Source organism: Rhodanobacter sp. 7MK24, from assembly GCF_014842995.1.
GTDB lineage: Bacteria > Pseudomonadota > Gammaproteobacteria > Xanthomonadales > Rhodanobacteraceae > Rhodanobacter_A.
Genome location: NZ_JACYXL010000008.1, coordinates 1 through 22061, shown reverse-complemented (window position 1 = coordinate 22061; position 22061 = coordinate 1). Strand labels below are relative to the sequence as shown.

The following is a 22061-nucleotide window of genomic DNA, read 5'->3' as shown; positions in this document are numbered from 1 at the left end:
ATCCGCGGCATGGCGACGTCAAGCCGCGCCGGCTGCCGGCGCAGGCGGCGCGGCTACAATGCGCGCACCCCAAGGATGCCCATGTCGAACCCCACACTCCCTTCCGCTGCCGCGGATTCCCCGCTGCGTCATCGTGCCTTCGTGCAGTTCTGGTGCGCACGCATCGCCTCCGGCTTCGGCTTCCAGATGCTGTCGGTGGCGGTGGGCTGGCAGATCTATGCGATCACCGGACGTGCCTTCGATCTCGGCCTCATCGGCCTGGTGCAGTTCTTCCCCTCGGTGTTGCTGGCGCTGCCGGCCGGGCACGTGGCCGACCAGTTCGAACGGCGACGCGTGGTGCTGATCGGACAAATCGTGGAGTGGACGGCCATCGTGCTGCTGGCCGTGCTGACCCTGCTGGGCCGCGTCCACGAAGCAGGCATCCTGCTGCTGGTATTCGTGATCGGCGTGGCCAAGGCCTTCGAGTCACCGTCGATGCAATCCCTGCTGCCGGCGCTGGTGCCCCCGGCGATCCTGCCGCGTGCGGTGGCGGTGAGCGGCTCGGCGTTCCAGATGGCGATGATCCTCGGCCCTGCCGTGGGCGGCCTGCTCTACGTTGCGGGTCCCGGCGTGGTCTATCTGAGTGCCGCCGCGCTGTACCTGGTCGCCGCCAGCATGATGGCCATGCTGCGCTACGAGCAGGCGCCGCCGAAGCGCGAGCCAGCCACGCTGAAGACGCTGTTCGCGGGTGTGCACTTCATCCGCGAGCGCAAGGACGTGCTGGGCGTGATCTCGCTGGACCTGTTCGCCGTGCTGCTGGGCGGCGTCACTTCGTTGTTGCCGATCTTCGCGCGCGACATCCTGCATACCGGACCGTGGGGACTGGGCTTGCTGCGCGCGGCACCTGCAGTGGGTGCGCTGCTGATGTCGCTGTGGCTGGCGAAGCACGACCTGCAGCGACGCGTGGGCATGACCATGTTTGCCGCAGTGGCAGGCTTCGGCGTGGCCACTCTGGTGTTCGCGATCTCCGGCACGCTGTGGCTGTCGCTGGCCGCGTTGTTCGCGCTGGGCGCATTCGACATGGTGAGCATGGTGATCCGCGGCTCGCTGGTACAGCTGGACACACCTGACGCAATGCGCGGCCGGGTCAATGCGGTGAACTCCATCTTCATCAACACTTCCAACCAGCTCGGCGAATTCGAATCGGGCATGCTCGCCGCCTGGCTGGGCGCGGTGGGCTCCGCGGTGGTCGGCGGCCTGGGCACGCTGGTGGTGGTCGGCCTGTGGATGGCGATGTTCCCCGGCCTGCGCCGGCGCCAGAGCCTGCATCTGGAAGAACCTGCCAACGAGGCGCTGGGTACCGCCGAATCGGTGTAGGTCCAGCGGCAGTGGGCGCCGCCGTCGCGGGCGGCTAGGATCGGCGGATGAACACACTCGCCATCCTCCGCGCCGCCGGCGCCGCCCTCGTCCTGTCCGTCCTTGCACCCGCCGCGCGTGCGACCGACGGCGGCCCGCGCATCCTGGTCAGTTTCACCGCCCAGGCACATGCGCAGCCGGTAACCGGCCGCGTCTATGTGGCAATCAGCCGCGACGCGGACAAGCCGCCGATCGAGGAAGCCGACGTCACCGGCGTGCCGCTGTTCGGCCATGACGTGGCTGCGCTGACGCCGGGCCAGGTCGTGGCGATCGACGCCAGCGATTTCGGCGCGCCGCTGGCCAGCCTGCGCCAGCTGCCCGCCGGCGACTACTGGATGCAGCCCTTCGTCAACGTCTACACCGAGTTCAAGCGTGCCGACGGCCACACCGTATGGCTGCACATGGACCAGTGGGAAGGCCAGGACTGGAAGCACTCGCCCGGCAATCTCTACGGCAAGCCGGTGAAGGTGCATTACGACCCGGCCGCGCCGACGCCCTTGCATCTGATCGCCGACCAGGTGATCGCGCCGATCCCGTTCCCCAAGGACACGCCCCAGGTCAAGCGCTTCCGCATTCAGAGCAAGCTGCTCAGCGCCTGGTGGGGCCACCCGATCTACCTGGGTGCGACCGTGCTGCTGCCGAAGGATTACGACAAGCATCCCGGCATGCGCTACCCGGTGATCTACGAACAGGGCCACTTCTCCACCGCGGCGCCGGGCGGCTTCGACCGCCCCAAGAGCGGCTTCCGCGACTACTGGCTTGCCGACGGCACACCGCGCTACATCATGGTGAGCCTGCAGCATCCCTCGCCCTACTACGACGACTCCTACGCGGTGAACTCGGCCAACGAAGGCCCCTACGACGATGCCATCCACCAGGAACTGCTGCCTGAGATCGCGCGGCGCTTCCGCACCATCGAGCAACCCTGGGCACGCATCCTCGAGGGCGGATCCACCGGCGGCTGGATCACGGTGGCGCAGACCGTGTTCCATCCGGCGTTCTACGGGGGCGCGTTCGCCTCGTGTCCGGACGCACTGGATTTCCGCTACCACCAGGTGGTGAACATCTACGACGACGCCAACGCCTACTGGATCGACAAGGGCTGGGTGAAGGTCGAGCGCGTGGACATGCGCCAGCCGGACGGCAACATCAAGGCGATGATGAAGGACGAGAACTGGTACGAGCTGGCGGTGGGCGACCACGACCGCTCCGGCGGCCAATGGGACATCTGGGAGTCCGCCTTCGGCCCGGTGGGCGCGGACGGCTATCCGCAGCGCTTGTGGAACAAGCGCAGCGGCGACATCGACCACGCGGTGGCGGAGTACTGGAAGCAGCACTTCGACCTGCGCTACCTGCTGCAGACGCACTGGCCCGAGCTGGGGCCGAAGCTGGCCGACAAGCTGCACATCTATGTCGGCGACATGGACACCTACAACCTCAATATGGGCGTGCGCGAAATGGACGCCTTCCTGCACAGTGCGCGCGATCCCGCCTTCGGCGGCAGCATCACCTATCAGCCGATGGCGCCGCATTGCTGGGGACCGCGCGGCAAGGAGCTGATCGAAGACATCACCCACTACATCGACAGCCACGCGCCCGCGGACGCGGACCTCAAGAGCTGGCGATACTGAGAGCAAGACTACGCTGTTGCCCGGTGCGCACAAACCCGCGCGCCCGTCATGCCCACCACGGAGAGTCGCGCATGTCTGTACCACCGCCGCTGCGTTCCACCTTCGTCACCGTATTGGCGTGGGTGTTCATCGGCATGGCCGGCTTCGCCACGCTGATCGCCGCGCTGCAGAACCTGATGTTGCAGTGGTTGTTCCTGCCGGCGATGCAGGCGCAGCCCATGCCGCCGCTGCCGCAGGGGATGCCGGTTCCGATGCAGTGGATGTTCGGGCATATGGCCTGGTTCTTCCGCGCCTTCCTGCTGGTCTCCAGCCTCACCCTGATCGCCGCCATCGGCCTGTTGCGCCGGCACGAGTGGGCACGACGCATGTTCATTGGCCTGATGGGCTTCGCCATCGCTTACCACCTGCTCGGATTGGCATGGCAGTGGTGGTTCATGGGATCGATGGACACCTTTGTGCACGCACCCGGCATGCCCGCGGATGCAAGCGCGGTCATGCATGGATTCATGCGCGCCATCCAGCTGTTCAGCACGCTGATGGCACTTGGTTTCTGCGTGCTGTTCGGCTGGATCATCCGTCGCCTGCACAGCGCCCAGGTGCGTGACGAATTCCGTCCGTGGGCGGCTTCGTCCTGAACGCAGCCACGCAGCCTTTACGCACTGCTCACAACAGCGCTGGCAGCGTGAAGGCGTTATCCGCAGGAGTCCGCCATGAGCACACGCCGCAACATCGAACGAAGCATGGATGAACTCGGCGACCGCGCCCGCCATTGCGCCGACGACGCCAACGCCACCGCCCGTGACTGGATCGCCCGCGGTAGGCGCGCGGCGGGGCGTTTTGATGGCGAGGGCTATCAGCGCCGGCTGGCGCGCGCCGCCGAGGACTTCGTCGACGAAACGAACTATCGCTACCGCCGGCTGAAGCGCCAGGTTAACCGTCACCCGGTCGCCACCGCCACGATCGTGGCCGGCGCCATCGGTGCCTTCCTGCTGCTGCGCCGGGCTTTGCGCAGCAGCGACGAGGAGTGAACCCGTTGCGCCACACTCCATACGCTGGATGGTGAAAAGCACCTCGATGCAAGGCGCAGCACGTTTTAGTCGATCCACGGACCGATAGGCTTCCGGCCATCTCGAAATCGGACCCGATGGTGCACACGTGGCGCGATCGCCGTACATCCGTTCCGCCTGCGCCGCACTGAGTTTGCGCTGGACGAGACGGCAAACGAGCCGACTCGTCCAGCCGGTCTCGACTGCAGGCCCTTCTTGAATGCACCCATGCGCATCGGGCATGGGCGCGCAGCGGCTCCAGACAGGCTTGCGTCATGCCGAGCCGATGCGCAATACCGGCATGGCGGCCCCTCTGACCGAACGCAATCGTGCGCAGGCATGCCGCGGCCAGGGCAGTCGCCCGAGGGAGACCTTGCGGTACTCGCAAGCCTTATGCTTGGCCGTCGTTGCCGCCCATCGGTCCCACCATGTCCACGCAAGATCTCCGCTTCCACCATCCGCTCGCGTTCTGGTTGGGTTGCATCGCCGTGGCGACCGGCGTGGTGCTGCACCTGCCGATGTTCCTGATGGCCGCGCCGATGCACTACCACCTTGCCGGCATGCCGATGGACACCGGCATGATGGTCGGCATGGTGCTGATCCCCGGTGGCGTGCTGTTGGCCGGGTACGGGCTGATGCCGCGGCTGGCGCAATTGCGTCACAGCCGGCGCGACCACGGCCGCCGGCCGCACCTGCATATCGCCGACAGCGTGCCGCTGAACCGCGCGCACTGGGCGCTGGCCGCTGCGTTGGCGGTGGCATTGGCGATCGACGTGATGAAGCCGGCCTCGCTGGCCTTCGTGATGCCGGGCGTGACGACTGAGTACGGCATCGACATGACGACCGCAGGCTGGCTGGCGCTGTCGGCGCTCACCGGCACGGCACTCGGCTCGCTGGTGTGGGGCCGCATGGCCGACCTGTTCGGCCGACGCGCGGCGATCCTGCTCTCGGCGCTGTTGTTCATGGGTACGGCGATCTGCGGCACGATGCCGGCGTTCGGCTGGAATCTGGCGATGTGCTTCATGATGGGCGCAGCGGCTGGCGGCATGCTGCCGATCGCCTTCACCCTGATGGCCGAGACCGTACCCGCAGCCCATCGCGGCTGGTTGCTGGTGGCGCTTGGCGGCCTGGGCACTTCAGCCGGCTATCTCGCCGCCTCGGGCGCGGCCACCGCCCTGGAACCGACCTTCAGCTGGCGCGCGCTATGGCTGCTGAACCTGCCGACCGGTGCGTTGATCGTGTTCATCAACCGCTATATCCCGGAGTCGCCGCGCTTCCTCGCCGATGCCGGACTGCATGCGCAAGCGCGCGCCGTGCTCGCACGCTTCGCCGGTTCGCCCGCGGCGCTGCGCGAAGATCCCACTGGCGTGGACAGCGATCCGCCGATCCTGGAAAGTGCGCATCCGGCCGCCGACCTGCGCCAGTTGCTGCGCGGCCGGCATGCAAGGCTCACGCTGGGGTTGTGCACCTGTGGCCTGGCCTGGGGGCTGGTGAACTTCGGCTTCCTGCTGTGGCTGCCGGCCAATCTGGCCAAGCTCGGCATGGACGCCCATGCCGCCAGCTTCCTGCTCGCACGCTCGGCGCTGCTGGCGGTGCCGGGCACGGCGGCCGTGGTGTGGTTGTACCAGCGCTGGAGCAGCTTCCGTACCCTGGTGCTGTTCATCGCGCTGACTGCGGCGTCGCTGGCCACGTTCTGCACCCTCGCCTTCGTCGGAGCGAGCGCCGATGGCGCCATGGTCGCCGCTACGGCGGGGTTGCTGGTGAGCAGCGGCGGGGTGATCGCCACGATGATCCCGTACGCGGCGGAGATCTATCCGGTGCACCTGCGCGGCAGCGGTTCGGGCCTGATCGCCGCCAGCTCCAAGTTCGGCGGCATCCTCGGCGCGGCGCTGGGCGTGCTGGGGCTGTTCGCGCACTTCGCGCTGTCGGCGCTGCTGATCGCATTGCCGATGGCCATGGCCGGCTGGCAACTGGCACGCCACGGCGTGGAGACGCGCGGGCATGCACTGGAGGCGATACAGCGCACGCTGTCGGAGTGAGCGCGCACAAATCCTTTGGAGGTCGCCCACGATCGCCGGAATCAAGCGACTGGCGATGGATGGCCATGCCTTCCAAGAGAAAGCCCGCCTTCCGGCGGGCTTTCTGTTTGCGGCAACCGACTCAGACGGTAAGCGGGTTGGGCTTCTCCGGATCGAGCTTGTACTCGCGGATGGCACGGGCGACGTCCTTGGCGTTGACCTTGCCGTCCTTCGCCAGCGCGGCCAGCGCGGCGTGGGCGATCCAGTAGCGGTCCACCTCGAAGAAGCCGCGCAGGTGCTCGCGCGTGTCCGAGCGGCCGAAGCCGTCGGTGCCGAGCACGGTGTAACGCATGCCATCGGGGATGAAGGCGCGGATCTGGTCGGCGTATTCGCGCACGTAGTCGGTGGCGGCGACGGCCGGACCCTGGCGACCCTGCAACAGCCCGGTGATGTGCGGCACGCGCTGCTCGGCTTCCGGATGCAGGCGGTTCCAGCGTTCGGCGTCGAAACCGTCGCGGCGCAGCTCGACAAAGCTTGGGCAGGACCAGATGTCGGCGCTGACGCCGAAGTCCTTTTCCAACAGCTCGGCAGCGGCAATGACTTCGCGCAGGATGGTGCCCGAGCCGAGCAGTTGCACGCGCGGCTCGCCCTTCTTCGGCTTGCCGGCGTCCTTGAACAGATACATGCCCTTGATGATGTCCTCCTCGACGCCTTGCGGCAGGTCGGGGTGGCTGTAGTTCTCGTTCATCACGGTGATGTAGTAGTAGACGTCTTCCTGCTCCTGCACCATGCGGCGGGTACCGTCCTGCAGGATCACCGCCACTTCATACGAGAACGTGGGGTCGTACGACTTCACGTTGGGGATCGCACCGGCCATCAGATGCGAGGAGCCGTCCTCGTGCTGCAGGCCTTCGCCGTTGAGCGTGGTGCGACCCGCGGTGCCGCCGATCAGGAAGCCGCGCGCGCGCATGTCGCCGGCCGCCCAGGCCAGGTCGCCGATGCGCTGGAAGCCGAACATCGAGTAGTAGATGAAGAACGGCAGCATTGCCTGGTTGCTGATGCTGTAGCTGGTGGCCGCAGCCATCCATGCCGCCATGCCGCCGGCCTCGGAGATGCCTTCCTGCAGCACCTGGCCCTTCTGGTCTTCGCGGTAGTACAGCAGCTGGTCGGCGTCCTGCGGGCGGTACTTCTGGCCGAACGGCGCGTAGATGCCGATCTGACGGAACATGCCTTCCATGCCGAAGGTGCGCGCTTCGTCGGCGACGATGGGCACGATGCGCTCGCCGATCTGCTTGTCGCGCAGCAGCAGGTTCATGCCGCGCACCAGCGCCATGGTGGTCGAGATCTCGCGCTCGCCCGTGCCCTTGGTGATCTGCTCGAACGCCGAGAGTTCCGGCGCCTTGAGCTTGGCGTCGGCATGGCGGCGGCGCTGCGGCAGGAAGCCGCCCAGCGCACGACGGCGCTCCATCATGTATTCCACTTCCGGCGAGTTCTTGCCCGGGTGGAAGTAAGGCACGTCGCCCAGCTTGTCGTCGGCGACCGGGATGTTGAAGCGGTCGCGGAAGTGGCGCACGGCTTCGGCATCCAGCTTCTTCTGCTGGTGCGTGGGGTTCTGCGATTCGCCGGCCGCGCCCATGCCGTAGCCCTTCACGGTCTTGGCCAGGATCACCGTGGGCATGCCCTTGGTGTTCACGGCCTGGTGATAGGCGGCGTACACCTTGTGCGGATCGTGGCCGCCGCGGTTGAGGCGCCAGATGTCGTCGTCCGACAGGTTGGTCACCATCTCACGGGTTTCGGGGTACTTGTTGAAAAAGTGCTCGCGCGTATAGGCGCCGCCGAAGGCCTTGCAGGCCTGGTACTCGCCGTCGATGGTTTCCATCATCAGCTTGCGCAGCACGCCGTTCTTGTCGCGCGCGAGGAGCGGATCCCAGTAGCTGCCCCAGATCACCTTGATGGCGTTCCAGCCGGCGCCGCGGAACACGCCTTCCAGTTCCTGGATGATCTTGCCGTTGCCGCGCACCGGACCGTCGAGGCGCTGCAGGTTGCAGTTGATCACGAAGACGAGGTTGTCCAGGCCTTCGCGGCCGGCCAGCGAGATGGCGCCGAGGGATTCCGGCTCGTCGGTTTCGCCGTCGCCCATGAAGCACCAGATCTTGCGGTCGCTCTTCGGAATCAGGCCGCGGTGCTCGAGGTACTTCCAGAACTGCGCCTGGTAGATCGCCTGGATCGGACCCAGGCCCATCGACACCGTGGGCACCTGCCAGTAATCCGGCATCAGCCACGGGTGCGGGTAGGAGGACAGGCCGCGGCCCTTGCCCGCCACTTCCATGCGGAACAGGTCGAGCTGCTCTTCGCCGACGCGCCCTTCAAGGAACGAACGCGCGTAGATGCCCGGGCTGGAATGGCCCTGATGGAACACCAGATCGCCCGGATGGTCGGCGCTGGGTGCGCGCCAGAAATGGTTGAAGCCCACGTCGTACAGCGTGGCGGAGGAAGCGAAGCTGGCGATGTGGCCGCCCAGTTCGCCCGGCTTGCGGTTGGCGCGCACCACCATCGCCATCGCGTTCCAGCGGATCAGCGTGCGGATGCGCCATTCCATCGCCGCGTCGCCCGGCATCTTCGCCTCGTTGGCGGGCGCGATGGTGTTGACGTAGGCGGTGGTGGGATCGAACGGCAGGTAGCCGCCGGCGCGACGCGTCGAATCGACCATCTGCTCAAGCAGGAAGTGCGCGCGCTCGGTGCCGTCGTGGTTGATGACCGCGTTGAGCGAGTCGATCCACTCGCGGGTTTCGGTGGGATCGAGATCCTGGTTGAGGATGTCGTCGAGTTGATCCATGGGGGATTCTCCGCGGCGCCGAACGGCGCAATGCCTGAAAGGAAAGCGGCCACCGAGGGGAAGCGGCAGGCCGACACCCGAGTTTAGCTTTCGCGGCTGGCCGCTGCCAGTTGGACGTCCGTCTATGTGGGCCATGCGGTGGCGCATGGCGGCTGGCTCTCTCCCTCTCCCCTCGGGGCGAAGCCTTGCTGCTTGCCTGACTCAAGCTCGCGCATGGCCGAGCGTCGAGCGCTGGCGCGAAGGCCGGGGGCTACGGGCGCGGAACGAGCCAGATAATGGGCCAGCGCGAGGAGGATGCGCTGGAGACTCGGGCTACGAAGCATGCTTCGATGCGCGATTTCGCGAGCACCCGCCCCTCACCTCAATCCTCTCCCCGAAAGGGAGAGGAAGCGAACGCGGTGAGCGGATTCGCCTGCCAGACGTCCCGGGGGCTGGCAACGTCCGTCTTCGACGCAGCCCTCATTTCTTCGCGCAACTAGCAGGCTGCCGGAGACAGCCTGCTAGTTGCGCGCGCGGATCTGCGCATCCACCGCCGCGATGGCGGTCATGTTGACCACGCGGCGCACGCTGGAGGAAGTCGTGAGGATGTGCACCGGCTTGTCGACGCCCATCAGGATCGGCCCGATCGCCACGCCGTCGGTCATCACGCGCACCATGTTGTAGACGATGTTGGCGGCGTCGAGGTTGGGCATCACGAACAGGTTGGCGCGACCGCCGAGTGTGGTGCCGGGGAACACGCGCTTGCGCAACGTCTCGTCCCAGGCGGTGTCGGCCTGCATTTCGCCGTCCATGTCCAGCTTGGGCGCGCGCGCCATCAGGATCTCGCGCACCTTGCGCATCTTCGCCGCGCTCGGAGTGTCGTGGCTACCGTAGTTGGAGTGCGACAACAGCGCCACCTTGGGCTCGATGCCGAACAGCTTGAGACGGTAAGTCGCCTGCAGCGTGGCCTCGGCGATCTGCTCGGCAGAGGGGTCGGCCTGCACGTGGGTGTCGAGGAAGAACCACGCACCCTTCTCGTTGATGACGCCGGTCATCGCCGAAGTGCACGACACACCAGGGTCGAGGCCGATCACGCTGCGCAGGTAGCCCAGCTTCTTGTGGTAGCGGCCGACCAGTCCGCAGATCAACGCATCGGCTTCGCCGCGCTCCACCATCATCGCGGCAATCAGCGCGGTGCGGGTGCGCATCAGGGCCTTGGCTGCATCCGGCGTGACGCCTCGGCGCTCGGTCATGGCGTGGTACTGCTGCCAGTACTCGTTGTAGCGCGGGTCGTCGTTGATATTGGTCAGCTCGAAATCCACGCCCTGTCGCAGGCGCAGGCCGAGGCGCTGGATGCGCATATCGATCACTTCGGGGCGACCGATCAGGATCGGGAAAGCGAGCTTTTCGTCCACCACGGTCTGCACCGCGCGCAGCACGGTTTCCTCCTCGCCCTCGGCGTAGACCACGCGCTTGCGGTCGGCGCGGGCGCGGTCGTACACCGGCTTCATGAGGAGGCCGGTGCGGTAGACGAACTGGCCCAGCGTTTCCCGGTAGGCCTCCATGTCGGTGATGGGCCGCGTGGCCACGCCCGAGTCCATCGCCGCCTGCGCCACAGCGGAGGACAGCTCCACCACCAGGCGCGGGTCGAACGGGCGCGGGATCAGATAGTCCGGCCCGAAGGTCGGCGGCTCGCCGCCGTACACCGAGGCCAGGTCGCCCGCCTCCATCCGTGCCATCCGCGCGATGGCGCGTACGCAGGCGATCTTCATTTCCTCGTTGATGGCCGTGGCGCCTACGTCCAGTGCCCCGCGGAACAGATACGGGAAACAGAGGACGTTGTTGATCTGGTTGGGATAATCGGAGCGGCCGGTACCGATGATCGCGTCCGGACGCACCTTCTTGGCGTCCTCCGGCAGGATTTCCGGGTTGGGGTTGGCCAGCGCCATGATGATCGGGCGCTCGGCCATCGTGGCCACCATCTCCGGCTTCAGGATGCCGCCGGCAGACAGGCCGAGGAAGATGTCCGCGCCCTCGACGATCTCGGCCAGCGTGCGCTTGTCGGTGTCGCGGGCATAGCGCTGCTTGTCCGGGTCGAGGTCGGTGCGACCGGTGTGCAGCACGCCGTCGCGATCCAGCGCGAGGATGTTCTCCGGCTTCAGGCCCAACGCCACCAGCATGTTCACGCAGGAGATGCCGGCCGCGCCCATGCCCGTGGTCGCGAGCTTCACGTCGCCGATCTTCTTGCCCACCACGTCCAGCGCGTTGATCACCGCCGCGCCCACGATGATCGCGGTGCCGTGCTGGTCGTCGTGGAACACCGGGATCTTCATGCGCTCGCGCAGCTTGCGCTCGACCACGAAGCATTCCGGCGCCTTGATGTCCTCGAGGTTGATGCCGCCGAAGGTGGGCTCCATCGCGGCGATGATGTCCACCAGTTTGTCCGGATCGTGTTCGGCCAGCTCGATGTCGAACACGTCGATGCCGGCGAACTTCTTGAACAGCACGCCCTTGCCTTCCATCACCGGCTTGCCGGCGAGCGGCCCGATGTTGCCTAGGCCCAGCACCGCGGTGCCGTTGGTGATGACCGCCACCAGATTGGCGCGTGCGGTCAGCTCGCTGGCCGCCTGCGGATTCTCCACGATGGCCTCGCACGCGTATGCCACGCCCGGCGAATAGGCCAGCGACAGGTCGCGTTGGGTCAACAGCGACGTGGTCGGGCTGACCTGGATCTTGCCCGGGCGCGGGTGACGGTGATATTCGAGCGCGGCGCGGCGCAGATCGTCGGATTGGGCCATGGAGGGGGCTTTTCGTGGGGGCGTGGGGCCGCGAATCGGCCCGGGTCATGGTAACACCGGGCCGTCGGCTAGACGCCCAGCGCCAGGTCGTCCGCATCCACCTTGCCCATGCGGATGCCGTTGACGAACACCGAGAACGCCAGCTTGCCGGCCAGACCGTGCACGTGCCCCATCCAGGGCGGCAGCCAGCGCGGCGGCGCAATGGCACCGGATTCGAAATGCGGCTGCAGCGCGACCACGTCGGACAGGGTGAGCTTGCCGGCGAACAGGTAGCGCAGCAGCTCCAGCCGCCGCTCCTTCAGCGCCCAGCGGAAGAAGGTATGCACGGTGAGCAGGCCGCTGAGGTATACGTTGTCCTTGGCGAAAGCCGCACCACCGCCGGTGGGCACGCCGCGGAATACGCGCTGGGTGGAGTGGAAGCTGTCCGCTACGCCTTGGCCGCTTGCGTGAAAGAACCGGTATACCTCCACGAAGTCGGCGCCGTCCAATGCTTTCTCGATGGCAAGGATGCGCAGGCTGATGCGCTGCAGCCGCGCAATGTCGATGGCGCCGGACATCAGCTCGGCAAACACCGCCAGGCCTTCCTGCGTGGCGGTGACGCGCGGCGATGTGCGCGCCAGCGAAGCCAGCAGCGGCTGCTCCCGCCCGTTGAGCGCGGTGAGCGTGTGCACCAGCGCCTCGTGCGCCAGCAACTGGTGGCGGTCGTAGTCGTTGAAACTGGCACCGCCACGCAGGCGGATGCGCGTGGCGCCGGCGGCCGCCTTGGCGGTGAGTTCGGGGTCGACCTCCACCGTTACCCGACCGGCACCGAAAAAATCGTCGAGCGTGCGTGCCATCTCGTCGCGCAAGGCCTCGGCGCTCATGCCTTCGCACGCTTCGTCCACAGCCAGGCCGGCACCCAACTCGTCCGACAACTCGACGAAATAGCGCGCCGCGTCGAGGTTGCTGCGCCCGCTGCCGGGAATCGTGTCGCCAGGGCGGCCATACAACAGGATCGACGGCTCGGTAACCTGCGCCGTGCCAACCACATCCAGCATCTCGGCCGCGATGCGCCAGGACTCGGCCGTGCGCGCCAGATACTCACCCAAGGCACCGCCCTGTCCAAGCGACTCGCGCTCGATGGTTTCCAGTTCGGTGCGCGCCGCACCGAGGTCGGGCCGCTGGTACTGCACCTCGGGTAGAGCGAAACGGCCCGCCGCGAAATCCGCGATCAGCCGGTTCTCCAACGATGCCGGCCATGCCACCGTGGGCAGGATGCGGATCCCTTTCACCGCGGCCAGCAGGCGCTGGTCGAGCGCGGCGATGTGTTGCAGATCGTGGTTCAAGTCGTTCATGCGTGCCGCCGCGCTTCGGCGATGCGCTGGCGCAACTCGGCGCCAATATCGCCCGCCGCGCCGCGCCGCGTGATGAAGTGGACCCGGTCGCCAAACACGCACGGCGGGTCCAACTCCAACGTGACGAGGTTGCTCCGACGCTCCGCCTCCACCATCGCGATATTCTCCAAGGGCGCGCGGTCGGACTCCTCGCCACGCTTCAACAGCAAGTCTCCGTCCTCCACCAGGACTTCATCGATCACAGGGGGTGCCAGCAGCCGGCGGCCGCGCGTCGCGAGTATCGCGATGGCCGGCGCCGACCAGACACCCAGCATCGCCAGCCACGACGTGTGGCCATCGCGCCATGCAAGGCCGCCCGCCACCATGGCCAGCAACATGAACCCCAAGATCGCAAGGGTGTAATAACGGTCATGGTCCGGCTTGGCCAAGGCCGAAAGCCGGCGCATTCCGAGCCTGGTTGGCGTCTGCCGCATGCCGTCACTCCCGTTCCCGCTTGCCGCGCGGCGCATGCGGCCGCTCGACCGGACGGCCTCCACGTTGACGGCGCAGCTTCGCCTCCAGCGTGCTGGCCTGCTCCTCGCGCTCATCGCGCAGCTTGAGGTAGTTGCGCCAGCGCTCGGGCGACAGCTCGCCACTGTCCAGAGCGGCCTGCACCGCGCAGCCGGGTTCGCTGCCATGGCCGCAGTCGGCGAAGCGGCAGGCTTCGGCCAGTTCCTCGATGTCGGCGAACAGGTCGAGGTTCTCCTCGCCGGTGAGTTTCAGCTCGCGCATGCCCGGCGTGTCGATCAGGCAGCCGCCGGTGGGCAGTTGCAGCAGCGCGCGGTGCGTGGTGGTGTGGCGGCCGCGACTGTCGTGGTGGCGCACCGCACCGGTGGCCATCCTGTCGATACCGAGCAGGGTATTGGTAAGCGTGGACTTGCCCGCGCCGGAGGAGCCCACCAGTACCGCGCTGTCACCGGGCTGCAGGTAGGGCGCGAGTTGCGCCGCGCTGGTAGCGTCTTTGCCATTGATCGCGTGGATCGCCGTGCCGGGCGCCAGCCGCGCACGCAACTCGGCGATGCGTTCGGCGGCGTCCTCGTGCAGGTCGGTCTTGCTGAGCAGGACCACTGGCCGCGCACCGGAGTCCTCGATCAGCGAAAGGTAGCGCTCGATGCGCGCAGGGTTGTAGTCGCCGTCCAGCCCGGTGAGCACCAGCACGCAATCGATATTGGTGGCGATGACCTGCCGCGCGTAACGTTCGCCCGCGGCAGCGCGCGACAACACGGTGCGCCGTGGCAACACGGTGACGATGTGCGGCGGCTGGCCGGGCTCGATCTCCACGAAATCGCCCACCGCCGGCCGTTCGCCCGGGTCGAGGCTGCGTTTCAGGAAATGCCCGGCCGGCTGTGCGCCGAAGCTCTGCTCGCCGTCGTGCAACTCGTAGCCCGCACGGTGCTGCGCCACCACCCGCGCCAGCCGCCGGCCGGTCGCGGGCAGGGCTTCGCCGCGCCAACCGATGCGCCGTAGCCGTTCTATCGTTTCCGCATCACTCATGAGACTGGGGACTTCGACAAGTGGCCCGATTATGCCCTGCCCCGGAAATGCCCGCGCAATGGCTCGCGCTGCACCGCACCACGCTGCTAGGATCGGCGGCAACCCGGCCATGCGCCGGCCCAGGATACCGAGGATTCCGGCGTTGGCTTCGATCAAACCCAGCACGCATCTGGCGGACGTGCGTTACGAGATCCGCGGCGCACTCACCCGGCGCGCACGCGAGCTGGAGGCCGCCGGCCACGACATCATCAAGCTCAACATCGGCAACCCCGGCCGCTACGGCTTCGAGACACCCCCGCACCTGCGCGAGGCCATCGCCGGCCACTTGCGCGACAGCGAAGCCTACGGGCACGAACAGGGCCTGGAAGCCGCCCGCGAAACCATCGCCGCCCAGCAACGTGCGCGCGGCGCACGCCACGTGGACGTGGAACGCGTCTTCATTGGCAACGGCGTCAGCGAGCTGATCGATCTCAGCCTGCGCGCCCTGCTGCAACCCGGCGACGAAGTACTGCTGCCCAGCCCCGACTACCCGCTGTGGAGCGCCGCCACCATCCTCAACGGCGGCAAGCCACGCTATTACCGCTGCCTCGCGGAGAACGGCCATGTGCCCGACGCCGACGAGATCGAGGCACTGGTGACACCGCGCACCCGCGCGCTTGTACTGATCAACCCGAACAACCCCACCGGCGCGGTCTATCCGCGCGCATTGCTGGAGCGCATCGTGGCGGTGGCCGCGCGGCACAACCTGCTGCTGCTGGCCGACGAGATCTACGACGAGATCCTCTACGACGGCGTGGCATTCCAGCCGCTGGCGGAAGTCGCCGGCGAACTTCCCTGCGTGAGCTTCGGCGGCCTGAGCAAGGTGCATCGCGCCTGCGGCTACCGCGTGGGCTGGCTCTCGCTTTCCGGCAACCACGCACGCAGCGCCGACTACCGCGACGCGCTGCAACTGCTGGCCGCGCTGCGCCTGTGCGCCAACGTCACCGCGCAGTGGGCGGTGATCCCTGCGCTGCAGGACGCGCCCACCATCACCATGCTGACCGCGCCGGGCGGACGCCTGCACGAAGCGCGCAAGGCCGTGCTCGATGGCGTGGCCGCCAGCGCCTACCTCGATGTGGTTTCGCCCGCCGGTGCGTTGTACGCCTTCCCGCGGGTTCGCGCCGACGCCATCCCGGCTTTTGACGACAACGCCTTCGCGCTGCGCCTGCTGGAAGAGGAGTCGGTGCTGGTGGTGCCCGGCTCCAGCTTCAACGTGCCGGCCAGCCGCCACCTGCGCCTCACCCTGCTGCCGCAGCCCGCCCAGTTGCGCGAGGTGTTCGCGCGCATCGAGCAGGTGCTGATGCGCATGGCAGCCGAGCAGCCCCGTCGCGCTGCCGTGGCGTGATATTCAAAGCCCCTCTCCCGTCGGACGCGGGGAAGGGCCATGGATGGTCCTGCTCTGAGCAGCGAGGAAGAGGGGATGGGTGAGGGTTCGGATACCCTCGCCACCACACTCTGCCCCGAACCTCATCCGGCCCTCCGGGCCACCTCTCCCGAGGGGGAGAAGGAAGCGCAGGAAACTCGCATGCCATCGACCTATCTCGCTCTCGGCGATTCCTACACCATAGGCGAAAGCGTACCGACCGAAAGTCGTTGGCCGATGCAATTGGCTGCCATGCTGCGCGACGAAGGCAAGGCGCTGGCTGATCCGACCATCCTCGCCACCACCGGCTGGACCACCGACGAGCTTTCCAGCGCAATGGATGGCGCGACCTTCGCGCCACGTTACGACCTGGTCAGCCTGCTGATCGGCGTAAACAACCAGTATCGCGGCCGCAGTCTGGACGACTATCGGGGGGAGTTCCGCCGCCTGCTGCAACGTGCAGTCGCACTGGCTGACGGCCGTCCCGGACGTACGCTGGTGCTGTCGATTCCCGACTGGGGCGTCACCCCCTTCGCGCGCGACGGCGGCCGCGACATCGCACGCATCGCCACCGAGCTGGACGCGTACAACGCTGCCGCCCGCGATGAAACCCTGCTGGCGGGCGCGCACTGGGTGGACATCACGCCGATCTCGCGCCGGCACCCCGGCCTGCTCGCCGACGACGGCCTGCACCCCTCGGCCGCGCAGTACACGTTATGGACCGAGGCCGCGCTGCCCGTGGCTCGCGCAATGCTGACGGCTTGAAGCCGCGCGGGGGAGGCGTCATATCGGCAGGAGGTATCATTGACCTTCTTTGCCGGAGCCTCCCATGTCCCTCGACGCCACCACCCGCGAACGTATCGAATCCCTGCTCAAGAGCCACCGCGTGGTGCTGTTCATGAAGGGACATCGCCACCAGCCGATGTGCGGTTTCTCCGCCGCCGCGACCAACACGCTCAACGAGCTGCTGCCGGACTACCACACGGTGAACGTGCTGGACGACCCGGAGATCCGCGAGGGCATCAAGGCCTACGGCGACTGGCCCACCATCCCGCAGCTCTACGTGGAAGGCGAGCTGGTCGGCGGCGCCGACATCATTCGCCAGATGTACGGCAGCGGCGAGCTGCACGCGCTGTTCGGCGTCGCAGCGCCGGATCGCACGCCGCCGGAAATCACCGTCACCGACGCCGCCGCCAAGGCCATCCGCGAAGGCACCGCCAACGCGCAGGGCCTTGCGCTGCACCTGGAAATCGGCCCCGACCACAGCGCCGGCTTCCAGCTCGCACCCGCCAGCGAGCACGACATCGTGGCCCACGCCAACGGCCTCGAGGTGCACTTCGACCCCGCCAGCGCCCAGCGCGCCAAGGGCATCGTGATTGATTGGGTGTCCACCGTACAGGGCGAAGGCCTGAGCCTGAAATTCCCCGGCGCGCAGGAAGTGAAGTCGCTGACCGTGCAGGAACTGCAACAACGTCTTGCCGCGGGCAACATCACCCTGATCGACGTGCGACCCGCCGCCGCGCGCGCGGACCTTGCTCCGCTGCCGCAGGCACGCATCCTCGAAGACGAGGGCTACGAAGCACTCGCCACCTTGCCCAAGGACACCGCACTCGCCTTTATCTGCACGCGTGGCATTTCCAGCCAGGGCGTGGCCGAGCGCTTCGCCGCGCATGGTTTTAGCAACGTGCACAACGTGGCCGGCGGGATGCTGGCGGTGGAAGAACACCGCTGATGTCGAACCCCGCCTCCTCATGCGGGAGCGGGTCAGAAACAGCCAGGAGCCTCATGGTCCCTACCGACACCCCTTCATTGAACGATCTGCTGGCCAGCGCGTCTCGCGCCATTACGGCGCAAAAACTGGCAACCGCGGAGCAAACCCTGAAGCTGGCTGCACGCGTCGCGCCAGCGTCGGCCGAGGTGCAGCGACTTTCGGGCGTCGTGCAGCTCATGCGCGGCAGCGCGAGCAAAGCCCTCGAGTTCCTGCGACGAGCTGTGGAGTTGAAACCCGACGATTTCAACGCGCACATGAATCTCGGCAGTGCCCTGTTCCAGTGCCGGGATCCCGAGGCCGCCTTCGCAAGCATGCGCCGCGCCTGCGAACTGGCTCCCGATGTGAGTGCCCCCTGGTACAACCTCGGCCGCACCCTGCACATTGCACGGCATACCGATGAAGCGCGACCGGTACTGGAGCAGGCGATGGCGCTTGACCCCACGCACGTCATGACGCGAATGACCCTGGCCAGCGTGCTTAGCGGCCTGGGTGACATCGACGAAGCCGCCAGGCTTTATCGCAGCGTCCTGCGGCACCAACCGAATCATGCCGAAGCCTGGTACTCGCTGGCCAACCTCAAGACAGTGAAGCTCGACAGCATCGAGGTCCAGCACATCAGGCAGCTGCTGGAACGGCCCGGCCTCTCGGCCGACGATCGCGTGTGGCTGGGTTTTGCGCTGGCCAAGCTGCTTGAAGACCAGCACGACCTGGCAGCCTCCTTCCATACCCTGCAAACGGCGAACGCCATAAAACGCCGCTACACCTCATGGGATATCGCAGCCGAACACCGACGGGTCGACAATCTCATCCGAGCCTTCACCCAGCCGCTGCCTCCTCCAGTGAACCCAGGCCTCGGCAGCGAGGTCATTTTCATTGCCTGCCTGCCGCGCTCGGGATCGACGCTTACCGAGCACATCCTTGCCTCCCATTCCCAGGTGGAAGGCGCCAACGAAATACCGGACTTGGCTAGCGTCCTCGCAGGCGAATCCAGACGCAGGCAACAAACGCTCGGCGGATGGGCTCCGCGGGCCACGGCCGAAGACTGGCATCGACTCGGCTGTGAATACCTGGAGCGCACCGCGCACTGGCGCAAGGACAAACCCCGGTTCACTGACAAGAATCTGGGCAACTGGTCGCTGGTCGGCCCTGTACTGGCGATGCTACCGGGCGCCCGCGTGGTGAATACCCGGCGCGACCCGCTGGAAACCTGCTTTGCCTGTTATCGCCAGTTGCTCGGCGAAGGCGCCGATTTCAGCTGCGACCTTGAATCCATGGTGCATTACTACGTCGGTTACGACCGCCTGAGCCGTTTCTGGCAGCATCGCTTCCCTGGTCGCTGCCACGATCACGTCTACGAAGACATGCTGGCCGACCCGGAAGGCAGGATCCGCGAACTGCTGGCGTTCTGCAATTTGCCATTCGAATCGGCCTGCATGGAATTCCACAAGACTGCCCGTCCCGTCTACAGCACTGCCAGCGCTGCCCAGGTGCGACAACCACTGCGATCGGACACCGCCCGTTCGGCCCGCTATGGCGCCCTGCTGGATCCATTGCGCGACCTGCTGCGACAGCATGGTATCGCCTGACCGCCCCTCAACTCTCTGGGGCCTCTGACTTCACAGAGCACAGCCCTGCTGGCCTGCAGCGTGATGGCCTCCTTGACGGACGACACAAGGCCGCGCCGCCTGGCAATCCATCGAAAGCCTTCCAGGTGCCCTGACACAGGAGCTATCACGCACACTTTCTGACAAGCCAGAAGCAGAAGCAAAAGGCCGCCGGTCTCCCGGCGGCCTTTGCGTTTCTCCAAACCCCGATCCCCAGGGGCCTGTTGTTGCGGTCATCAGTAATCGTACGTGATACCGAACTGCACGTAACGCGGCGCTTCCATGCCAACCGGGGACAGATAGTCCGGCATCGGCCCAGGCGTGCCATTTGCCGCGGAGTACGTCGTCGTGCCGTACTCCGGGCTGATCTGCGTGACCTTCTGCTCGTTGAACACGTTGTGGATTTGCAGCTGGAAATCCAACCGGCTCTTCGCAAACGCCGGACGGTAATCCAGCTGCAGGTCCAACTGGTGCGTCCACGGCGTGAAGCCGGTGGTGCCCGGCGGCGTCGGCACGCCACCGCACCAGTGGTACGCGCCGCCACCCGTCGAAACCGAAGCGTAGTTCTGGTAATTGGTCTGGCCGGGGCCGTACCAACCCAGGCAGGATTCCGGCGTACCCGAAGCGATGCGGTAGGTCGCACCGACCCTCCATTCCGGGGTGATGTTGTACGAACCGTAGAGGCGCAACTGGTGCTTCTGGTCGTTGGCCTGGTCGCCGTTAGCGTACTGCATGATCTGCCAGAAGTCCCACTGCTCGGTGCCCGACTGCGAGCTGCCGCCCTGACCGATGTTCGACTGCACCGGACCTTCGGTATCGCCGTAGCTGCGCGAGAACACGTAGTCGATCTTGCCGTACCACTTGCCGTCGAACACGTGCTCCAGGTACAGGTCCAGCGAGTAGTAATTGCGCTTCACCTTCGGGTAGTTGAAGGCGGAGCCCGGCATCGTGACCTGCGCCCAACCACCCGAGGTGGTCGGAACGTTCAGCACCATGCTGCTGCCCGGGTTGATCAGCGTGCTGCCGCTGAGCAGGGCCGTATTGATGCTCACGCCCTGGGCCTTGGCCAGGTCGAGAAGCGCCGTGTCAGCCGAACCGATCCCCGCATAGACCTGCGGATCGAAGTCGTCGATGACACGACCCAGCTTGTTCACGGTGCCAGTGACGCCGTACACCCAGCTCTGGTCGAACATCTTGAACTGTTGCTGCATGCCCAGGACGAACTGATCCTGGTATTCGGCCTTGAGGTTGGCCGCTGCTGCCGCCTTCGGATTGACCAGGCTGCCGTTTTCGTTGTTGACGATAAATTCGTTGCCAGCGGCACCGGCACAGGTAGCAACAGAGCAAATCCCCACAGGTGCCGCCGCCACACCCTGCGGGGTGCCGTCGGCATTGACGCCGGTGTAAGTGAAGTAAGTGTACGTGAACAGCGGGTTGCTGGCTTCGCGCAGCGCCACCGAGGCAGGCATCGCCAGGTAGTAGCGGCCAGCGTTGCCGAACACCTTCATGCTGGAGTCGCCGAACACATCCCAGCTGAAGCCCAGACGCGGCGCCCACTGCGGCTTGGTCAGGCGCAGGTAGGCTTCGCCCGCCGGGTTGTAGTTGGTGAATTCGTCATCGCGCAGGCCGATGTTCAACAGCAGGTTGGGCGTCACCTGCCAGTTGTCCTCGATGTACTGGGCACGCTGCCTGACCACCAGTGACGTGGTGAGGGTGCTGAACCGGTACTGGGCCACGTAGCCCGGGCCGTACGTCCAGGCATAACCGTTGCCGCTCTGGTAACCCGGACCGGTCATCTCCGAGCCATCCATGCGGTCCACGCTGTTGTCGTTGTCGATACCGAACTGGAGGTCGTGGTTGCCCAGTTTCCAGTCGAGATCGAGGCGCAGGTTGCGATCTTCCGACGTATGACTCGAATTGTTGACGGTGGTGTAGATGTTGCTGTTGGTGCAGCCGTGACTGCACGGCGCACCGACCTGCTGCGACGCGGTAAGGATATTGGGCAGGTCGGCATCGTAGTCCGGGCCGAACGCGGTGTAGTACTTGCCGCTCATCTTGCCGTACATCAGATTCAGCGTCAGGTCGTCGGTGATGTACGAGGTGTACTTGCCGATCCAGATGTCGAAGGTGTTCTTCTGTTCCAGGCCGTAGTTCGAGAAAGCGCCCTTCGTGTACTGGTTGTTGTCGTAGCTGTAGTCGGAGTAGGTGGCCGGATCACGGGTCCACCCGTTGTAGATGTTCGTCAGCGACAGGATGTTGCTGTCGTTGATGTTCCAGTCCAGCTTGGCGTAGTACTTGGGCTGGCTCTGACGCTGGCTGTAGACCTTTCCGGCCGTGACGTTGTCCGCCTCGTTGTTGTACTGCGTCTTGTCGGATTCGGCCGACAGGAAGAAGAACAGCTTGTCCTGGATCAGCGGACCGCTGACGTACGCGTCGTAGACGGTATTCCACGTGTTGGTACCCGCCGCCTTGTTGGGCTGGTACATCTGGCCATAGGCTTCGTTTGGCTGGTAATTGCCACCGGCACTTGCCGGGCCACCGGCATTCGCCGAGGTGAATCTCGGGTTGCTGTAGTACCAGTTGTTGTAGCCGTCCTGCGCGAACGCCGGCGCCCACAGGACCTGGCCACCGAAGTGCCAGTCGTTGGTGCCGCTCTTGCCGATCTGGCTGATCACGCCGCCGGCCGAACGGCCGTACTTGGCGTCGTAGCCGCT

Annotated in this window: 15 protein-coding genes; 9 read left to right on the top strand and 6 right to left on the bottom strand. The window is 66.3% G+C overall.

The window, feature by feature from the left end:
* Positions 1 to 81: 81 nt before the first annotated feature.
* From IHE49_RS12985 to IHE49_RS12965, 5 genes are all read left to right on the top strand, one after another.
* Positions 82 to 1356, top strand: coding sequence for an MFS transporter (locus tag IHE49_RS12985; RefSeq protein WP_192158556.1), 1275 nt, complete (start codon positions 82 to 84; stop codon positions 1354 to 1356).
* A gap of 47 nt (positions 1357 to 1403) precedes the next feature.
* On the top strand, positions 1404 to 3026 hold the full coding sequence (locus IHE49_RS12980) for an alpha/beta hydrolase-fold protein (protein ID WP_192158554.1): 1623 nt from the start codon (positions 1404 to 1406) through the stop codon (positions 3024 to 3026).
* Positions 3027 to 3097: 71 nt separating this feature from the next.
* Positions 3098 to 3661 (top strand): hypothetical protein, encoded by a 564-nt coding sequence (locus IHE49_RS12975; protein WP_192158552.1) that lies wholly within the window; start codon positions 3098 to 3100, stop codon positions 3659 to 3661.
* 75 nt (positions 3662 to 3736) lie between these two features.
* On the top strand, positions 3737 to 4054 hold the full coding sequence (locus IHE49_RS12970; RefSeq protein WP_192158550.1) for a hypothetical protein: 318 nt from the start codon (positions 3737 to 3739) through the stop codon (positions 4052 to 4054).
* A 446-nt stretch (positions 4055 to 4500) separates the two neighbouring features.
* The gene (locus IHE49_RS12965; protein WP_192158548.1) at positions 4501 to 6111 is read left to right on the top strand and encodes an MFS transporter; all 1611 of its coding nucleotides are present in this window, start codon (positions 4501 to 4503) and stop codon (positions 6109 to 6111) included.
* A gap of 121 nt (positions 6112 to 6232) precedes the next feature.
* Here IHE49_RS12965 and aceE read toward each other — a convergent pair whose 3' ends face one another.
* The 5 genes from aceE to rsgA form a co-directional block, all read right to left on the bottom strand.
* Positions 6233 to 8926: a pyruvate dehydrogenase (acetyl-transferring), homodimeric type gene (gene aceE, locus IHE49_RS12960; protein WP_192158546.1), complete on the bottom strand. Its 2694-nt coding sequence runs from the start codon at positions 8924 to 8926 to the stop codon at positions 6233 to 6235.
* Between the two features lie 500 nt (positions 8927 to 9426).
* A complete protein-coding gene (locus IHE49_RS12955; RefSeq protein ID WP_192158544.1) occupies positions 9427 to 11703 on the bottom strand; it encodes an NADP-dependent malic enzyme in 2277 nt (758 codons plus the stop codon).
* A gap of 68 nt (positions 11704 to 11771) precedes the next feature.
* On the bottom strand, positions 11772 to 13037 hold the full coding sequence (locus IHE49_RS12950) for a flavohemoglobin expression-modulating QEGLA motif protein (protein WP_192158542.1): 1266 nt from the start codon (positions 13035 to 13037) through the stop codon (positions 11772 to 11774).
* Positions 13034 to 13510: a hypothetical protein gene (locus tag IHE49_RS12945; protein ID WP_192158540.1), complete on the bottom strand. Its 477-nt coding sequence runs from the start codon at positions 13508 to 13510 to the stop codon at positions 13034 to 13036. The genes IHE49_RS12950 and IHE49_RS12945 overlap by 4 nt, the downstream gene beginning before the upstream one ends.
* A 4-nt stretch (positions 13511 to 13514) precedes the next feature.
* On the bottom strand, positions 13515 to 14570 hold the full coding sequence (rsgA, locus tag IHE49_RS12940; protein WP_192158538.1) for a ribosome small subunit-dependent GTPase A: 1056 nt from the start codon (positions 14568 to 14570) through the stop codon (positions 13515 to 13517).
* Between the two features lie 142 nt (positions 14571 to 14712).
* On the opposite strand from rsgA, the gene IHE49_RS12935 reads away from it, so the two are divergent.
* From IHE49_RS12935 to IHE49_RS12920, 4 genes are all read left to right on the top strand, one after another.
* Positions 14713 to 15954: an aminotransferase class I/II-fold pyridoxal phosphate-dependent enzyme gene (locus tag IHE49_RS12935; RefSeq protein ID WP_192158537.1), complete on the top strand. Its 1242-nt coding sequence runs from the start codon at positions 14713 to 14715 to the stop codon at positions 15952 to 15954.
* Positions 15955 to 16134: 180 nt separating this feature from the next.
* Positions 16135 to 16737 (top strand): SGNH/GDSL hydrolase family protein, encoded by a 603-nt coding sequence (locus IHE49_RS12930; protein ID WP_192158535.1) that lies wholly within the window; start codon positions 16135 to 16137, stop codon positions 16735 to 16737.
* 64 nt (positions 16738 to 16801) lie between these two features.
* Positions 16802 to 17704 (top strand): Grx4 family monothiol glutaredoxin, encoded by a 903-nt coding sequence (grxD, locus tag IHE49_RS12925; protein WP_192158533.1) that lies wholly within the window; start codon positions 16802 to 16804, stop codon positions 17702 to 17704.
* A gap of 53 nt (positions 17705 to 17757) precedes the next feature.
* Positions 17758 to 19329, top strand: coding sequence for a tetratricopeptide repeat-containing sulfotransferase family protein (locus IHE49_RS12920; protein ID WP_192158531.1), 1572 nt, complete (start codon positions 17758 to 17760; stop codon positions 19327 to 19329).
* Positions 19330 to 19583: 254 nt separating this feature from the next.
* Here IHE49_RS12920 and IHE49_RS12915 read toward each other — a convergent pair.
* On the bottom strand, positions 19584 to 22061 hold a 2478-nt coding region (locus IHE49_RS12915), incomplete at its 5' end, for a TonB-dependent receptor (RefSeq protein ID WP_192158530.1).

What these genes read in the sequence shown, in the direction of transcription:
- IHE49_RS12985 (WP_192158556.1), top strand. Translation starts at nt 82, where the DNA reads ATGTCGAACCCCACACTCCCTTCCGCTGCCGCGGATTCCCCGCTGCGT.
- IHE49_RS12980 (WP_192158554.1), top strand. Translation starts at nt 1,404, where the DNA reads ATGAACACACTCGCCATCCTCCGCGCCGCCGGCGCCGCCCTCGTCCTG.
- IHE49_RS12975 (WP_192158552.1), top strand. Translation starts at nt 3,098, where the DNA reads ATGTCTGTACCACCGCCGCTGCGTTCCACCTTCGTCACCGTATTGGCG.
- IHE49_RS12970 (WP_192158550.1), top strand. Translation starts at nt 3,737, where the DNA reads ATGAGCACACGCCGCAACATCGAACGAAGCATGGATGAACTCGGCGAC.
- IHE49_RS12965 (WP_192158548.1), top strand. Translation starts at nt 4,501, where the DNA reads ATGTCCACGCAAGATCTCCGCTTCCACCATCCGCTCGCGTTCTGGTTG.
- aceE (WP_192158546.1), bottom strand. Translation starts at nt 8,926, where the DNA reads ATGGATCAACTCGACGACATCCTCAACCAGGATCTCGATCCCACCGAA.
- IHE49_RS12955 (WP_192158544.1), bottom strand. Translation starts at nt 11,703, where the DNA reads ATGGCCCAATCCGACGATCTGCGCCGCGCCGCGCTCGAATATCACCGT.
- IHE49_RS12950 (WP_192158542.1), bottom strand. Translation starts at nt 13,037, where the DNA reads ATGAACGACTTGAACCACGATCTGCAACACATCGCCGCGCTCGACCAG.
- IHE49_RS12945 (WP_192158540.1), bottom strand. Translation starts at nt 13,510, where the DNA reads ATGCGGCAGACGCCAACCAGGCTCGGAATGCGCCGGCTTTCGGCCTTG.
- rsgA (WP_192158538.1), bottom strand. Translation starts at nt 14,570, where the DNA reads ATGAGTGATGCGGAAACGATAGAACGGCTACGGCGCATCGGTTGGCGC.
- IHE49_RS12930 (WP_192158535.1), top strand. Translation starts at nt 16,135, where the DNA reads ATGCCATCGACCTATCTCGCTCTCGGCGATTCCTACACCATAGGCGAA.
- grxD (WP_192158533.1), top strand. Translation starts at nt 16,802, where the DNA reads ATGTCCCTCGACGCCACCACCCGCGAACGTATCGAATCCCTGCTCAAG.
- IHE49_RS12920 (WP_192158531.1), top strand. Translation starts at nt 17,758, where the DNA reads ATGGTCCCTACCGACACCCCTTCATTGAACGATCTGCTGGCCAGCGCG.